Origin of the sequence: Streptomyces sp. sk2.1 (assembly GCF_008120935.1) — a bacterium.
In the GTDB taxonomy this organism is placed as follows: domain Bacteria; phylum Actinomycetota; class Actinomycetes; order Streptomycetales; family Streptomycetaceae; genus Streptomyces.
Genome location: NZ_RDBO01000005.1, coordinates 118,013 through 135,143 on the forward strand (window position 1 = coordinate 118,013; position 17,131 = coordinate 135,143).

Annotated in this window: 3 protein-coding genes; all 3 read left to right on the top strand. The window is 73.9% G+C overall.

Going from position 1 to position 17,131, the window contains the following annotated elements:
* Positions 1–4: 4 nt before the first annotated feature.
* A complete protein-coding gene (locus EAO76_RS00790) occupies positions 5–1,660 on the top strand; it encodes an SAV_2336 N-terminal domain-related protein (protein WP_148832247.1) in 1,656 nt (551 codons plus the stop codon).
* A complete protein-coding gene (locus tag EAO76_RS00795) occupies positions 1,626–9,143 on the top strand; it encodes a type I polyketide synthase (RefSeq protein WP_148832249.1) in 7,518 nt (2,505 codons plus the stop codon). Before EAO76_RS00790 ends, EAO76_RS00795 begins: the two co-directional genes overlap by 35 nt.
* Positions 9,143–17,131 (top strand): non-ribosomal peptide synthetase/type I polyketide synthase (locus EAO76_RS00800; protein ID WP_148832251.1); only part of this gene is annotated, 7,989 nt, incomplete at its 3' end. The genes EAO76_RS00795 and EAO76_RS00800, both read left to right, overlap by 1 nt.

The following is a 17,131-nucleotide window of genomic DNA, read 5'->3' on the forward strand; positions in this document are numbered from 1 at the left end:
GGGCATGCTCGGACGTCTGAGGGAGATCCTGGCCAGGAGCGGCGTCGACCTCGCCGACGAGGAACTCCTCGACGTCCTGTGGCTGGCCAGGAACCTGCCGGGCGACGTCGATCCGCTGGCGCGGCGTCCGGCCCCGGCCGCCCCCTCGCGGCAGGCCGCCGAGCAGGGTGAGCCCCGGGCCCCCGGGGCGGACGATCCCGCGCAACCGGGTGCGCAACCGCCGCCGGCCGTCGCCCCGCACCGCCTGTTCCCCCTGCACGCGGCTCCGCGGGGGAAGGGGAGCGGCGGTCCGGAGCCGGCCCCGCACCGGGCGCACGCCCTGCGCACCCCGGGCCTCCATGTCCTGCCCAGCCGTCATCTCACGCTCGGCAAGGCGTTGCGGCCGCTGCGGCAGCGGCTCCCCGACCGGCTCCGTCAGGAACTGGACGTGGCACGGACGGTGGACGCCATGGCCGAGACGGGGCTGCCCGAGACCGTGACGAGTCCCGCCCGTAGCCGCTGGCTCTCCCTCGTCCTGCTGATCGACGACGGCGTGTCCATGGTCCTGTGGAAGCGTCTGGCCTCCGAGATCCGCACGCTGATGGAACGGGCCGGGGCTTTCCGCGACGTCCGCGTGTTCGGGCTCGACACCCGTGGTCCCCACGCCCCGTTGCTGAGCAACCGTCCCTACCGGCGGCAAGGTCCCCATCTGCCGCCGGCCGCGCTCTGCGACCCCACCGGCGGCACCCTCGTCCTCGTGGTCAGCGATGGCGTCGGTGACGCCTGGTGGGACGGCCGGATGAGCGAGGCGGCGGCTCTGTGGGCCCGTCGGCAACCCACCGCGATCCTGCAGGCGCTGCCCGCCCGGCTCTGGGCGAACTCGGGCATCGCGACTCGGCCGTGGCACGTCACCAGTGTCCGCAGGGGCGGTCCCACCACTGCCTGGCACGTCACCGACCCGAGGCTGCCGGCGGATCTGGTCGGCTTCGACTCCGTCCCCGTCCCGGTGCTCGAACCCACACCGGCCGCCGTCGGCGACTGGGCCCGGCTGGTCGCCTCACCGAGCGCGACCGCGGTGCTGCCGCTGTGGGACATCGGGCGGTCCGCCACCCGGTCCCGGCGCGCCGGGACCGGGCAGGGTCAGGACGCCGAAGCCGTTCTGCGCTTCCGCGGCGCGGCCAGCCCGGAGGCGTATCGGCTCGCCGCCCATCTCGCGGCCGTGGCGCCCGTCACTCCGCCCGTCATGCGCATGGTGCAGGAGGCCCTGGGCCCTCCGACGGACACCGGACACCTCGTGGAGGTCTTTCTCGGTGGCCTCATGCACAACGCCGCCGCGGACACCGCCGGCCGGTTGCCTCAGCCGGAGTTCTTCGACTTCTCCGACGACGCACGGCGCATCCTCCTCGGCACGCTCCCCGCCCGCGAGTTGCTGCGCACCACACGGCTGATCGCCGAACGCCTGGCAGCGTGTGTCCGGCACTCGCCGAGCTTCACCGCCTGGGTGGCGCACCCGGGAGGTGCCGCCGCCGTCGACGCACCCGAACGGTCCTTCGCCCAGTTGGAGGAGCGGCTGCTGAAACGCCTCGGCGTCGCCACGTGCCTCGACGCCCCGCCCGTCGACCGGCCTCCCCCGGCCGCGGGCGCTGGTGCGGGGTCTGGACCGGATGCTGGTGGGCGGTGAGGCCCTGGACCGGGGTCTGGCGCGCAAGCTGCTGAGGCTGTGCCCGGACGGGCTGATGAACATGTACGGGCCCACCGAGACCACCGTCTGGTCCGCCGCCTGGAAGGTCACCGAGGGTGACGTCTCGCTGGGCGATCCGTTGCTCAACAACCTTCTGTACGTGCTGGATCCGGCGGGCCGGCGGGTGCCGCGGGGCAGTGTCGGCGAGCTGTTCATCGGGGGGCACGGAGTCGCCCGCGGGTATCTGGACCGCCCGGAGCTGACCGCCGAGCGCTTCGTCGAGGACCCCTTCACCCCCGGCGGACGCATGTACCGCACCGGTGACCTGGTCCGCTACCGCGAGGACGGCTCCCTCGAATACCGCGGCCGCGCCGACTTCCAGGTCAAGTTGCGCGGTCACCGGATCGAGCTGGGGGAGATCGAGGCGGTCGCGGCCGAGCTGCCCGGGGTGGCGCAGGCGGCGGCGGTGGTCCGCGAGGACGTGCCGGGCGACCCGAGGCTGTTCCTGTACCTCACCACCGCCCGGGACCGGGCGGCGGACCCGGAAGAGCTGCGCACGGCCCTCGCCGGACGGCTTCCGGTGTACATGGTCCCCGACCGGCTCGTCCCCCTCGACGAACTGCCCCACACCCCCAACAAGAAGATCGACCGCAACGCCCTGCGGGAACTCGACACCCCCCGCACCACAACCCCCGACACCGGCCCGGACGGCACGACCGGTGCCACCGGTGCTCCCGGTGTCATCGAGGCGGTCGTCGCCGGGGCCTGGCGGACCGTCCTGGGCATCCCCCACATCGACCCCGACCGGGGCTTCTTCGAGATCGGCGGCAGCTCCATGACCGCCCTCAACGCCCATAAGATCATCACTGCCGAACTCGGCCGGGAGTTCCCGCTCTCCGCCCTCTTCCAGTACCCCACCGTCCGCCGCCTCGCCGCCCATCTCGACGGCGGGAGCCGTACCGGGCACGTCCCCGCCGCGCGCCGGGCCGTCCACCGTGACGACGCCGTCGCCGTCGTGGGCATGGCGTGCAAGCTGCCCGGCGCCCCCGACATCGACACCTTCTGGAACAACCTCCGCGAGGGCGTCGAGTCCATCCGCCACTTCACCCTCGACGAACTCCGCGCCGCCGGACTGCCCGAGGAACTCATCACCGACCCCGACTACGTACCCGCCAAGGGGTACATCGAGGGAGCCGACCTCTTCGACGCGGCCTTCTTCGACTACATGCCGTCCGAGGCCGAGCTGATGGGGCCGCAGCACCGGCTGTTCCTGGAGACCGCCTGGCAGGCCATCGAGCACGCGGGCATCCTGCCGTCGAAGTACGACGGTCACATCTCCGTCTTCGCGGGGGCCGGTGTGGGCGAGTACGCCTACGGCGAGCACGACAGCGACGACCTGCCGTCGTTCTACCGCACCATGACGGCCAACAAGAGCGACTACCTGGCCACTCGCGTCGCGCACAAGCTCGACCTGCGCGGCCCGTCCCTCACCGTGCAGACGGCCTGCTCGACCGGACTGGTCGCCACGCACCTGGCCCGCGAGAGCCTGCTGCGCGGCGAGTCCGACATCGCGCTCGTCGGCGGGGCGTCGGTGACCTGTCCTCTCGAACACGGGTACCGGTACCAGGAGGGCCTGATGGTGTCGCCCGACGGCAAGTGCCGGGCCTTCGACGAGAAGGGCGCCGGGACCGTCTTCGCCAACGGTGTCGGTGTGGTGGTGCTGCGCCGGCTGTCCGACGCGATCGAGGCCAGGGACACCGTGTACGCCGTCCTGCGCGGCAGCGCCATCAACAACGACGGCTCCGCCAAGGTCGGTTTCACCGCCCCCAGCATCGAGGGCCAGGCCCGCGTCATCACCCAGGCCCACACCGACGCCGGCATCGACCCCGCCACCATCGGCTACATCGAGGCCCACGGCACCGGCACCCGCCTCGGCGACCCCATCGAGATGCAGGCCCTGCAACAGGCCTTCGGCCCGGCACACCGCGAGGAACCCTGCGCGATCGGCTCCGTGAAGACCAACATCGGCCACACCGACGCCACCGCCGGCATCGCCGGACTCATCAAGGCCGCGCTCGCCGTCCACCACGGCGAACTCGTCCCCAGCCTCAACTACGAACACCCCAACCCCGAAATGGGAATGGACCCCAACCTCTTCCACGTCAACACCGAAACCCGCCCCTGGCACGAGGACGGACCCCGCCGCGCCGGAGTCTCCTCCTTCGGCATCGGCGGCACCAACGCCCACATCGTCCTCGAACAGGCACCACAGCAATCCGAGCGGCCGGAGCAGGAGGCTCCCTCCGTCGTGCTGCCGGTCGTGCCCTGGACGGTGTCCGCGCGCTCGGCCGAGGCCCTGCGCGACCAGGCCCGGCGGCTCGCGGACCACGTCCGGTCCGGTGCGGTGCCGGACGTCCTCGACGTGGGGTACTCGCTCGCGGCCACCAGGACCCTGTTCGAGCACCGTGCGGTGGTGACCGGTGCCGACCGGGACGAGCTGCTGGCCGGGCTGGACGCGCTCGCGGCGGACGAATCCGGGCCGGGTACGGTCACCGGTTCGGCCACGCCGGGCCGTACGGTCCTCGTCTTCCCCGGCCAGGGGGCGCAGTGGGCCGGGATGGGTCGTGAACTCCTCGACACCTCACCGGTGTTCGCGGAGCGGATGGCCGCCTGCGAGCGTGCTCTCGCCCCCCATGTGGACTGGTCGCTGAGCGATGTCGTGCGGGAGGTTCCCGGCGCTCCGGGGCTGGAGCGCGTGGACGTCCTCCAGCCGACGACGTTCGCGGTCATGGTGTCGCTGGCCGCGCTGTGGCGTTCGGTCGGTGTCGAACCGGCCGCGGTCGTCGGCCACTCGCAGGGCGAGCTCGCCGCCGCGCACGTGGCGGGGGTGCTCTCGCTGGAGGACGCGGCCCGGGTGGTGTGCGTCCGCAGCCGGGCCCTGACGGCGCTGGCGGGCCGGGGCGCGATGCTGTCGGTCCCGCTGCCCGCCGACCGGGTGGCCGAGCGGATCGGGGCCTGGGGCGGGCGGCTCTCGGTCGCCGCGGTCAACGGGCCCGCTTCCTCGGTGGTATCGGGCGAGCCCGGGGCCGTGGAGGAACTCCTGGAGGCGTGCCTCGCCGACGGGATACGGGCCAGGACGATCATGTCCGACTGTGCCGGTCACTCGGCGCAGGTGGACGCCCTGTACGACGAGGTGATCGACGGGATCGGCGGGATCGAGCCGCGGGCCGCGCTGATCCCGATGTACTCGACGGTCACCGGTGGTCCGGTCGGTTCCGAGCCGCTGGACGCCGGGTACTGGTACCGGAACCTGCGCGAGACGGTCCGCTTCGACCGGGCCGTCGAGCTGCTGCTGGCCGACGGGTTCGACCGGTTCGTGGAGGTCTCCACGCATCCCGTGCTGGCGTTCGGTCTGCAGGAGACCGCGGATGCCCTCGACACGGCCGTCACGGCCGTCGGAACGCTGCGCCGCGAGGAGGGCGGGCTCTCCCGCTGGCTGCGTTCCCTCGCCGAGGCGCACGCGCAGGGCGTGGACGTCGACTGGGAGCCGGTCTTCGCGGGCACGGGTGCCCGTCGGGCCGTTCTTCCCACGTACGCGTTCCAGCGGCAGCGGTACTGGCTGGACGCGCGGCGGTCCGGGGGTTCGGCGGCCGGCCTGGCGGCCTCGGGGCTGCGGGCCGACGGGCATCCGCTGCTCGGTGCGGCGGTGGAGCTGCCCGAGACGGGTGGCCGGCTCTTCACGGCGCTGCTGTCGCTGCGCACCGAGCCCTGGCTGGCCGATCACGCGGTGACGGGCACCGTGCTGCTTCCGGGCACCGCCTTCGTCGAGCTGCTGGTCAGGGCCGGTGAGCCGGTCGGTTGCGAGCAGGTCGAGGAGCTCACCCTCCAGGCGCCGCTGATCCTGCCGGAGAGCGGCGGGGTGCAGTTGCGGATGGTGGTCGGGGGTGCGGACGAGGACGGTCGTCGCAACGTCACCGTCCATTCGCGCCCCGACGACGCCGACGAGGACCGGGTGTGGACCCGGCACGCCACGGCCGTGCTGGCGCCGCAGGTGCCCGGGCCGGACTTCGATCTGACCGCCTGGCCGCCGCCGGGTGCGCAGCCGCTGGACGCGGCCGCGCTGTACGAGCGGCTGTCCGGGGCGGGTTACGGCTACGGCCCGGCGTTCCAGGGGCTGCGGGCCGCCTGGCAGTCGGGTTCCGAGGTGTTCGCCGAGGTGGCGCTGGACGACGGGACGGCCGAGTCGGCGGCGTCGTACGGGCTGCATCCGGCGCTGCTCGACGCGGCCCTGCACGCGGTGGCGCTGGGCTCGCTGGTCCCCGACGACGGGCAGATCCGTCTGCCCTTCTCGTGGAGCGGGTTCAGCCTGTACGCGGAGGGTGCGGCGGCGCTGCGGGTGCGGGTCTCGCCCACGGGGACCGAGGGCACGGTGTCGTTGCAGATCGCCGACGGCGGTGGTGCCCCGGTGGCCTCGGTCGGGGCGCTGGCGCTGCGGCCGATGTCCTCGGCGCAGCTGAGCCGTGCCGACGCGGACGCGGATCTGTTCCGGCTCGACTGGACGCAGCTTCCGGATGCCCCCGCCGGGGCGGTCGCGGCGGGCCGGGCCGTGCTGGTGGGCGGCCCGGGTGCGGGTCACCCCGATCTGGCCGCGCTGACGGCGGCCGTGGAGGCGGGTGCGGTCGTGCCGGACACCGTCTTCGTGCGGTGCCCCGACGCTCCGGGCCGGGCCGACGGTACGGCGGGGCCCGCGGGTCCGCTCGCCGGTGCGGTGCTCGACCTGGTGCAGTCCTGGCTCCGCGACCAGTGGTACGAGCGGTCGCGGCTGGTGCTGGTGACCCGGGGCGCGGTCGCCGCGCTGCCGGGCGACGGGATCGCCGATCCGGCGGCCGGTTCGGTGTGGGGGCTGGTCCGTTCGGCGCAGGCCGAGCATCCCGGCCGGTTCGGTCTGCTGGACCTGGAGCCGGGTGCCGACGGGTCGTTGGAGACCGTGGCGGGGCTGCCGTTCGGGCAGGAACCCGAGCTGGTGCTGCGCGGCGGTGCCGGGTACGTACCGCGGCTGGTGCGGGCGCGGGAGCGCCGTCCGCTGGTGCCGCCGCCGGGTGCGCCCGCCTGGCAGCTGGACGCGTTCTCCGGGGACACCTCGGACGATCTGTCCCTGGTGTCCGCCCCGGAGCGGATGGCGCCGCTGGGTGCGCGCGAGGTGCGGGTGGCGGTGCGGGCCGCGGGTCTCAACTTCCGTGACGTACTGGTCTCCCTGGGCATGGTGCCGGGTGACGGCGTGATCGGCAGCGAGGCGTCCGGGGTGGTCGTCGAGACGGGCCCCGACGTGGCCGACCTGGTGCCCGGTGACCGGGTGACCGGGCTGTTCCCGCGCGGTTCGTTCGGTTCGGCGGCCGTCACCGACCACCGGCTGCTCGTACGGATGCCGGCGGGCTGGTCGTTCGCCACCGCGGCGTCGGTGCCGACCGCCTGGCTCACGGCGTACTACGCGCTGGTCGATCTGGCCGGGGCGCGGCCGGGCCAGTCGGTGCTGGTCCATTCGGCGGCGGGCGGTGTGGGCATGGCCGGTGTGCAGCTGGCCCGCCACTTCGGTCTGGAGGTGTTCGCCACGGCCGGGCCCGGCAAGTGGGACGCGGTGCGTGCGCTGGGTGTCGACGACGCGCGTCTCGCCTCGTCCCGGACGCTCGACTTCGAGGAGCGTTTCCTCGCCGTCACCGGTGGACGGGGGGTGGACGTGGTGCTGAACTCGCTGACGGAGGAGTTCGTGGACGCGTCGATGCGGTTGCTTCCTCGGGGCGGTCAGTTCATCGAGATGGGCAAGCGGGATCTGCGTGACGCCGCCGCCCTCGCCGACGGGCGGGCCATCCACTACAGCGTGTTCGACCTGATCCAGGCGGCGCCGGAGCGCATCCGCGAGATGCTCACCGATGTCGTCGGTCTGATCGAGCGCGGTGTGCTGAGTCCGCATCCGATGCGGGCCTGGGACATCCGGGAGGCGCCCGAGGCGTTCCGGTTCATGAGTCAGGCCCGGCACACCGGCAAGGTCGTGCTGACCGTGCCGCGTCCGCTGGATCCGGACGGGACCGTCCTGGTCACGGGCGGTACGGGGACCCTGGGTTCGCATCTCGCCCGGCACCTGGTCGCCGAGCACGGTGTGCGGCATCTGCTGCTCGCCGGCCGGCAGGGTCCGGACGGTGCCGGTGCGAAGGCCCTTCGGGCCGGGCTGGCCGGGCTGGGCGCCGAGGTGACCGTGGTCTCCTGCGACGTCGCCGACCGTGACGCGTTGGCATCGCTGCTGGCGGGGATCGACGCGGAGCACCCGCTCACCGGTGTGTTCCACCTGGCGGGGGTCCTCGACGACACGGTGATCGAGTCGATGACGGCCGAGCGGGCCGATGAGGTGCTGCGGCCCAAGGCGCACGGCGCGTGGAACCTGCACGAGCTCACCCTGGGCCTCGACCTGTCGGCGTTCGTGATGTTCTCGTCGGTGGCCGGGACGCTGGGCTCCATCGGGCAGGCCAACTACGCCGCGGCCAACGCGTTCCTGGACGCCCTGGTGCGGCACCGCCGGGAGCGCGGGCTGCCCGCGCAGTCGCTGGCCTGGAGCCTGTGGGCGGACCGCAGTGCCATGTCCCGCGACGTCGGCGAGAACGATCTGGCCCGGCTGGCCCGGTCCGGAATCACCCCGCTGCCGGCCGAGCAGGGCATGGGCCTGTTCGACGCGGCGCTGGAGCACGCGGGGGCGGTGCTGCTGCCGGCCAGGCTGGACACCTCGGTGCTGAAGCGGGAGGAGGTCCCGGCGCCGCTGCGGGGGCTCGCCGCCCCGGCCGCCCGTTCGGCGCGGCGCACGGTGCGGACATCGGCCGCGGCGGCCGGTCCGGCTCTCGTACGGCGTCTCGACGCGGCACCGGCCGCCGAACGGGACGACATCCTGCTGGAGTTCGTGCGGGCGCACGGTGCGGGGGTCCTCGGCGGCACGGACGGGGACGGGCTCGACCCGGACACGGCGTTCAAGGAACTCGGTTTCGACTCGCTGGTCGCCGTGGAGCTGCGCAACCGGCTCAGCAAGGAGACCGGGCTGAGGCTGCCGCCGACGCTGGTCTTCGACTATCCGACGCCACGGGACATGGCCGCGTTCCTCGCGGAGGAGCTGGCCTCGCACACCGCGGCCGCCGCACCCGACCCGGTCGCCGACGCCCCCGCCCCGGTGGCGGGCACGGCGGTGGCGAGTACCGCGGTGACGGCCGAACTGGACCGGCTGGAGGCCGCGTTCGCCGCCCTGGCCGCGGACGGCGCGACCGTGCTCGACGAGGAGACCCGGGCGGGCGTCGCCGTTCGCCTCACCGACCTGCTCACGTCGTGGACCGCGGTGCGGCAGTCCCCGGCCGGGGGCCACGACGACGCGGCGCCCGACGAGCACCTGCGGTCCGCGACCGCCGACGAGATCTTCGACTTCATCGACAACGAGCTGGGAATGGGCTGATGACCGATACCACGCTGGATCAGAACAAGCTGCTCGACTACCTCAAGCGGGTGACGGCCGAGCTCCACAGCACGCGTCAGAAGCTCCAGGAGGCGACCGCCGCCGCTCCCGCGCCCGTCGAGCCCGTCGCCGTCGTGGGCATGGGCTGCCGCTACCCGGGCGGTGCCCACTCCCCCGACGCCCTGTGGGACATCGTGGCCGAGGGCCGTGACGTGATCGGGGGGTTCCCCACCGACCGCGGCTGGGACGACTCCGGGTCGTATCCGCGGGCCGGCGGGTTCCTGTACGGAGCCGCGGAGTTCGACGCCCCGTTCTTCGGCATCACGCCCCGTGAGGCGCTGGCGATGGACCCGCAGCAGCGGCTGCTGCTGGAGTCCGCCTGGGAGGCGCTGGAGCGGGCGGCCATCCGCCCGGCCACCCTGCGTTCGAGTGCGACCGGTGTGTTCGTCGGTGCGACCGCCGGTGGTTACGGACCCCATGCGGGCAGTGCCGTCGAGACCGTCCGGGGCCATCTGCTCACGGGTGCCGCGCCCAGTGTGATGTCGGGCCGGCTCGCCTACTTCTTCGGCCTGGAGGGGCCGGCGGTCACCATGGACACCGCCTGCTCGTCGTCGTTGTCCGCGATCCACTACGCGGTGCAGGCCCTGCGTTCCGGCCAGTGCGGCCTGGCGCTGGCGGGCGGTGTCACGGTGCTGGCCACCTCCGACGCGTTCAGCGAGCTCAGCGCCCAGGGCGGTCTCTCGTCGGACGGGAGGTGCCGGACGTTCGCCGCGGCCGCGGACGGCACCGGGTTCTCCGAGGGTGCCGGAATGCTGGTGCTGGAGCGGCTCTCGGACGCCCGCCGCAACGGTCACCCGGTACTCGCGCTGGTGCGCGGCACCGCCGTCAACCAGGACGGTGCCAGCAACGGGCTGAGCGCCCCGAGCGGCCGGGCCCAGCAGAAGGTGATCCGGCAGGCGCTCGCCGACGCCGGGCTGACCTCCGCCGACATCGACCTGGTCGAGGCGCACGGCACCGCGACCCGTCTCGGCGACCCGATCGAGGCGCAGGCCCTGCTGGCGACCTACGGGCGCGACCGGGGCGGGCGCGGCCCGTTGTGGCTGGGCTCGATCAAGTCGAACATCGGGCACACCCAGGCGGCGGCCGGGGTGGCCGGTGTCATCAAGACCGTCCAGGCCCTGCGGCACGGAGTGATGCCGGGCACCCTGCACGTGGACGAGCCGACGCCGCGGGTGGAGTGGGCGTCCGGCGAGGTGGAGCTGCTCACCGAGGCACGGCCGTGGGAGGCGCGCGGGGCGGTCCGGCGCGCCGGAATCTCCGCGTTCGGCATCAGTGGCACGAACGCGCACGTGATCATCGAGGAGGCGCCCGCCGAGGAGCCCGCCGGGGCTCCCGAGGAGCGGCCGTCGGGTGCCGGTGGCACCGGGCGGGCCCGGGCGGTGGTGCTCTCCGCCCGGGACGAGGGCGCGCTGCGCGAGCAGGCCGGTGCCTGGTCGCGGTGGCTGCGCGAGCACCCGGGGACGCCGGTCGCCGACGTGGCGTTCACGGCGGCCCGTGCGCGGACGCACTTCCCGGTGCGTGCCAATGTCGTCGCCGAGGACTCCGCCGCGCTGGCCGGGGCGCTCGCCGCTCTCGCGGACGGCTCCTCGCACCCGGACGTGGCCGTGGGGCAGGCCCGGAGCCGGGGGAAGGTCGTCTTCGTCTACCCGGGCCAGGGCTCGCAGTGGGTCGGCATGGGGCGCGAACTCCTGGAGTCCAACGAGGTGTTCGCCGCTTCCGTCGATGCGTGCGACGCGGCGCTGCTGCCGTTCACGGGCTGGTCGGTGCGTGCGGTGCTGACCGGTGAGGCCGGTGACAACCCGCCGTTCGACCGTGCCGATGTGATCCAGCCCGTCCTGTTCACGATGGGCATCGCCCTGTCGGAGCTGTGGCGGTCGCTGGGTGTGGAACCCGCGGCCGTGGTCGGTCACTCGCAGGGCGAGGTGATGGCCGCGGTGGTGAGCGGTGCTCTCACCCTGGAGCAGGGGGCGCAGGTCATCGCCCAGCGTTCCCGGACCGCCCTCACCCACGCGGACCGGGGTGGCATGGCACTGATCGGACGCCCGGTCGCGGTGGTGGAGGAGCTCATCGCCCCGTACGGCGACGACCTGTCCGTGGCCGCGGTCAACAGCGCGGCCTCGACCGTGGTCTCGGGCCGGGTGGACGCGATCGAACGGATCGTGGCGGAGCTCCAGGAGCGGGACGTCTACGCCCGCAGGATCAACGCCGACTACGCGTCCCACAGTGCCCAGATGGACCCGGTGCTGCCGGTGCTCGCCGCGCAGTTCAAGAATCTGGCGCCGCGCCGTGCGGACATCGCGTTCTACTCCACGGTGACGGGCGAGGTGTCCGACGGCACGGATCTGGACGGTACGTACTGGTGCCGCAACCTGCGCGAGCCCGTCCGTCTCGACCGCGCCCTGGACAGGCTCCTCGACGATGGTCACACCGTCTTCGTGGAGATCTCCGCGCACCCGGTGCTGTCGATGCCGCTGACCGACGGGAGTGCGGAGCGGGGCGGGATCGTCGTGGGCTCCCTCGCCCGCGACCACGGCACCACCGCCCAGCTCCTGCGCAACCTCGGCCTCCTCCACGTCCAGGGCCACACCGTCGACTGGGAGCGCTGCACGGACGGCCGGCTCGCCGATCTGCCCACCTACGCCTTCCAGCACAAGCGCTACTGGCTCGCCCCGGCGGCCGACGCCGTGGACGCGGGTGCGCTCGGGCTCGACGAGCCCGGCCACCCCTGGCTCGGCGCCGCGACCGAACTCGCGGACGAGCAGGGGACGTTGCTCACGGGCCGGGTGTCGCAGACCGCTCAGCCCTGGCTCGCCGAACACATCGTGTTCGACAGTGCGCTCGTACCGGGGACGGGGCTGCTCGATCTGGCCCTGGCGGCCGCCCACCACGTGGGCGCCGATCGGGTGGAGGAGATGACGCTGCTGGAGCCGATGTGTCTGCCCGAGTCCGGGGAGCTGCGGGTCCAGGTGGCGGTGGGTCCGGCCGACGGTGCCGGGCGGCGCCGGCTGACCGTGCACGGCAGGCCGTCCGGGACCCCCGGGCCGTGGTCCCGGCACGCGGAGGGAACGCTCGGTGCGGGTCCGGTGTCCGACGCCGGTCCGGTGGACGGTTTCGCCGGGCTGCGGGAGTGGCCGGTGCCGGGTGCCGGGCAGGTGGACCTGGACGGGATCTACGACCGGATGGACGGGACCGGTGTCATGTACGGTCCGGCGTTCCGCGGGCTCGTCGGGATGTGGCGGGACGGCGACACGCTGTACGGGCGGGTGCGGCTGCCGGAGGGCGTCGCGGCCGAGGGGTTCGGGGCGCATCCCGCGCTGATGGACGCGGCCCTGCACGTCCTGGGCATCGCACGCAACGAGGAGGATCCCCGGGCGCCGGTGCTCGTGCCGTTCGTCTGGTCGGACGTGCGGCTGCTCGCGGGCGGCAGCGACGAACTGCGGGTGCGGATCGATCTGGATCCCGCGGCCGGTGCGCTGCGCCTGTGGGCGGTCTCCGCCGACGGCGCCCCGGTGGTCACCGGGGACCTCCAGCTGCGTGAGATCACCGCGGAGCAGGTGAACGGCGCCCGGCCGGTGGAGCATCTGTACCGGATGGAGTACCAGCCCGTACGCGCCCGGGGCACGGCCGACGGCCGGGCCCGTACCGTCGTGGACGCCCGCGGCTGGTCGGGCACAGTCGGTGAGGTCGCGGCCCGGGGCCTCGTCGAACTCCAGCGGCTCCTGGCCGGGCCGCCGTCCACCGAACTGGTGTGGGTCACCCGGGGCGCGGTCGGTGCGGACGCGGACGACCCGGCGCAGGCCACGTTGTGGGGCCTGGTGCGTTCCGCGCGCAGCGAGCACCCCGAGCGGACGTTCCGTCTCGTCGACACCGACGCGCCGTCCGACGAGCGCCTCGACGGTGCGGCCTTCGAGGCGGTGCTCGCCGTCGCGGACGAGCCCGAGCTGGTGGTCCGCGCGGGCCGGACGAGCGCGCCGCGCCTGGTGCCGGTGACCGGTCCGGCCGCCGGGGCGGTGCGCACGCTGGACCCCGAGGGCACGGTGCTGGTCACCGGTGGCACCGGTGAGCTGGGCCGTTCCCTGGCCCGGCACCTGGTCCGGGAGCACGGTGCGCGGCGCCTGGTGCTGACCTCGCGCCGGGGCCCGGAGGCCGCCGGGGCGGACGCGCTGGTGGCGGACCTGACCGCGGCGGGGGCCGTGGACGTGCGGGTCGTCGCCTGTGACGCGGGCCGCCGCGAGGAGCTCGCGGCGGTGCTGGCGACGGCGCCGGAGCGGCATCCGTGGACCGGTGTGTTCCATCTGGCCGCGGCACTGGACGACGGGCTGCTCGACGCCCAGACCCCCGAGCGGCTGGCGGGCGTCCTGGCCGCGAAGACCGAGGGCGCCCTGCATCTGCACGAGTTGACGCGGGGGTTCGACCTGGCCGTGTTCGCCCTGTACTCCTCCGTGTCGGGTCTCGTCGGCGGGCCGGGGCAGTCCACCTACGCGGCCGCCAACACCGCGCTGGACGCCCTCGCCACGTACCGGCGGAGTCTCGGGCTGCCCGGCATCAGCCTGTCGTGGGGTCTGTGGGAGCAGGACGGCACCGGGGTGACGTCGAATCTGACCCGGGCGGATCTGGCCAGGATCGAACGGCAGGGCTTCGGCGCCTTCTCCACCGCCCGGGCGCTCTCGGCGCTCGACGCCGCACTGTGCCGGGAGCACGCGCACGTGGTGCCCGTCGCCCTGGACGTGCCGGGGTTGCGGCGTGCCGCCGAGGAGAGCGGGGTCGTGCCCGCGCTGCTGCGCGGTCTGCTCCGCGCGTTCCGCCCGCGTGCCGCGGCGGCGGTGGCCGCACCCGTGCGGGAGGCGGATCTGCGCGAACGGCTGGCGGCATTGCCCGCGCCGGAGCGGCTGCGGGCCCTGAGCGAGCTGGTGTGCGGCGAGACGGGTGTGGTCATCGGTCTCGCGGTGGGCGACGAGCTGGACGAGCAGCAGTCGTTGAAGGACCTGGGGCTGGACTCGCTGATGGCGGTCGAGCTGCGCAGGCGGCTCTCCGCGGCCGTCGACGCCGTGCTTCCCACCGATCTGGCGTTCTCCCACCCCACCCCGTACGCCGTCGCCGAGTACCTGATGGACGTGCTGGGCGGCGGGACGGCGGCGGAAGGGGCCGGGCCGGCAGGGCCGGTGATCCCGCTGGAACGCGCGGAGCGGCGGGACGAGCATCCGGCGACCGAGGGCCAGAAGCGGCTGTGGTTCCTGGAGCAGCTCGACCCCGGCTCCGCCCAGTACAACGTGGCGTTGCGGGCCCGGGTGGTGCGCCCGCTCGCCCCGGACGTGCTGGCCCGTGCGCTGGCCTGGGCCGGCGAGCGGCACGAGGCGCTGCGCACCGGGCTGGAGATGCGTGCCGACCGGCTGGTGCAGGTCGTACGGGAGACGCCCGCCATCCCGTTGGTCCACGAGGACCTGTCGGGTGCGGGCCGGGACGCGGTGGACGCGCGCGTGCGTCACGAGGAGACGCTCCCCGTCGACCTGGGCGGTCCCTCGCCGGTCCGCTGTCTTCTCCTGGACGTCTCCGCCGACGAGCAGCTGCTGTGCCTGACGATGCACCACGCGGTGGTCGACGGGTGGTCGACGGGGCTGCTGATGCGTGAGGTGGCGGCCGCCTGCGAGGCGTTCGCCGAGGGGCGCGAGCCCGCGGCGCCGGAGATCGTCCACCAGTTGGGCGACTACGCCCGGTGGGAGGCGCGCAGCATCGCCGAGGGCGGTTTCGACGAGGGGCTGCGGTTCTTCGAGGAGCAGCTCTCGGGTGTGCCCCGGCTGGAGTTCCCGCCGGGCCCCGACGAGGTGCCGGAGGGCACGGAGGGCGGCGACCGGCTGCACTTCCGCCTTCCCGCCGAGGTGTGCGAGGCCGTGGAGCGGCTGGCCGCCGAGCGCAAGGTCACTCCGTACGCCGTGTACGTGAGCGCCCTCTCCGTGCTGCTGGCCCGTCACTGCGACCAGTACGACTTCGGTCTGGCCACCATCTGGGCCAACCGTGAGCCGGAGGTCACCGACACGGTGGGCTTCCTGGCGAACACCCTGCCGCTGCGCTGCGACCTGACGGGCGACCCGACCTTCGACGAGCTGATCGAATCGATGGCGCCCCGGGTGCGCGGCACCATGGAGCACCAGGCCGTTCCGCTCACCGAGGTCGTCCGGGTGGCGTCCGGGGAGCGTGTCGACGGCGAGACCCCGTTCTTCCGCGCCGGCTTCAACTACCTGACGGAGAGCATCGTCGAGGGGACGGGGGCGAAGCAGAACAAGGAGCGCGGGGCGGACGACGCCTGGCTCCTGCCGGTGTCCGAGTCGTTCTCGGGCAATGTCCGGGGCACGGCCAAGTTCGATCTGCACGTGATGCTGGTGGCGGGCGACGACGGTTCCGGCCGGACCGGGCTGCTCGGCGAGATCGAGTTCCGGCCGCAGGTCGTCGGCCGTCCGGCGGCCGGACGGCTGGTCGCCGGGCTGCGCACCCTGCTGGACTCCGTCGTGCGCGACTCCGCCCGGCCGATCGGCGAGCTCGAAGTGCTCGACGGGGCCGAGCTGGCCTGGCTGGAGGAGCGCGGCGGCCGACTGGAGGAGTCGGCACCGGACGGCGGGACGACCGCGCTGGATCTCGTACTGGCGCAGGTGCGGCGCACCCCGGACGCGGTGGCGCTCGTCTCCGACGGGCGGGAGTCGACCTATCGTCAGATGTGGGTGCGCGCTTCCGCGCTGGCCGACCGGTTGCGGTCGGCCGGCGTCGGTGCCGGGGTTCCGGTGGGCGTACACCTGCCGCGTTCGGCCGATCTGGTCGTGTCGGTGCTGGCGATCTGGATGGCCGGGGGCGCCTACCTGCCCGTGGACCCCGACTACCCGCGGGACCGGACCGAGTACGTCATCGCGGACAGCGGACTGCGGGTGCTGGTCTCGGACCGGCCGGTGGACACCGAGGCCCTGGTCGTACGGGTCGACGAACCGTCCGGCGCAACCGATGGCGACGCGCTTCCCGGCCTCGCCGCCCGCCCGGCGCCCGGTGATCTCGGGTACGTGATCTACACCTCGGGTTCGACGGGCCGTCCCAAGGGCGTGCTCATCGAGCACAGCCAGTTCGTCAACTTCTGCCGTGCCGTGGACCGGCGGATCGAGGGCGGCAGCGGCGACACCTGGCTGGCGGTGACCAGCCCGTCGTTCGACATCTCCACGGTCGAGCTGATCTGGACCCTGACGCGCGGCTTCCGGGTCGTCATCGCGCAGGGCAGCGTCGGCGAGTGGCCCGCCTACCGCTCGTACGGTCCGACGCACCTGCAGTGCACGCCGTCGCTGGCCAGGATGCTGCTGGCGGACGCGGACGGTCGGGCGCTGCTCGGCGGCCTCGACCGCATGATCGTAGGCGGGGAGGCCCTGGACCGGGGGCTGGCGCGCAAACTGCTGAGTGCCGTACGCGGCGGGGTGACCAACATCTACGGCCCGTCCGAGTGCACGGTGTGGGCCACCACCTGGCACGTCGAGCCCGGTGAGGTGTCCCTGGGCGACGCGGTGCTCAACACGACCCTGTACGTGCTGGATCCGGCGGGCCGGCGGGTGCCGCGGGGCAGTGTCGGCGAGCTGTTCATCGGGGGGCACGGAGTCGCCCGCGGGTATCTGGGCCGCCCCGAGCTGACCGCCGAGCGCTTCGTCGAGGACCCCTTCGCTCCCGGCGGGCGCATGTACCGCACCGGCGACCTGGTCCGCTACCGCGAGGACGGCTCCCTCGAATACCGCGGCCGCACCGACTTCCAGGTCAAGCTCCACGGCCATCGGATCGAGCTCGGCGAGATCGAGGCGGTCGCGGCCGACCACCCCGACGTCGTCGAATGCGCGGCCGTCGTCGACCGGACCGTCCCCGACAACCCGCACCTCACCCTCCACTGGACCGGCAGTCCCACCCCACCC

Bases quoted from the DNA above. Each gene is read 5' to 3' on its own strand.
- EAO76_RS00790 (WP_148832247.1), top strand. From the start codon at position 5: ATGCTCGGACGTCTGAGGGAGATCCTGGCCAGGAGCGGCGTCGACCTC.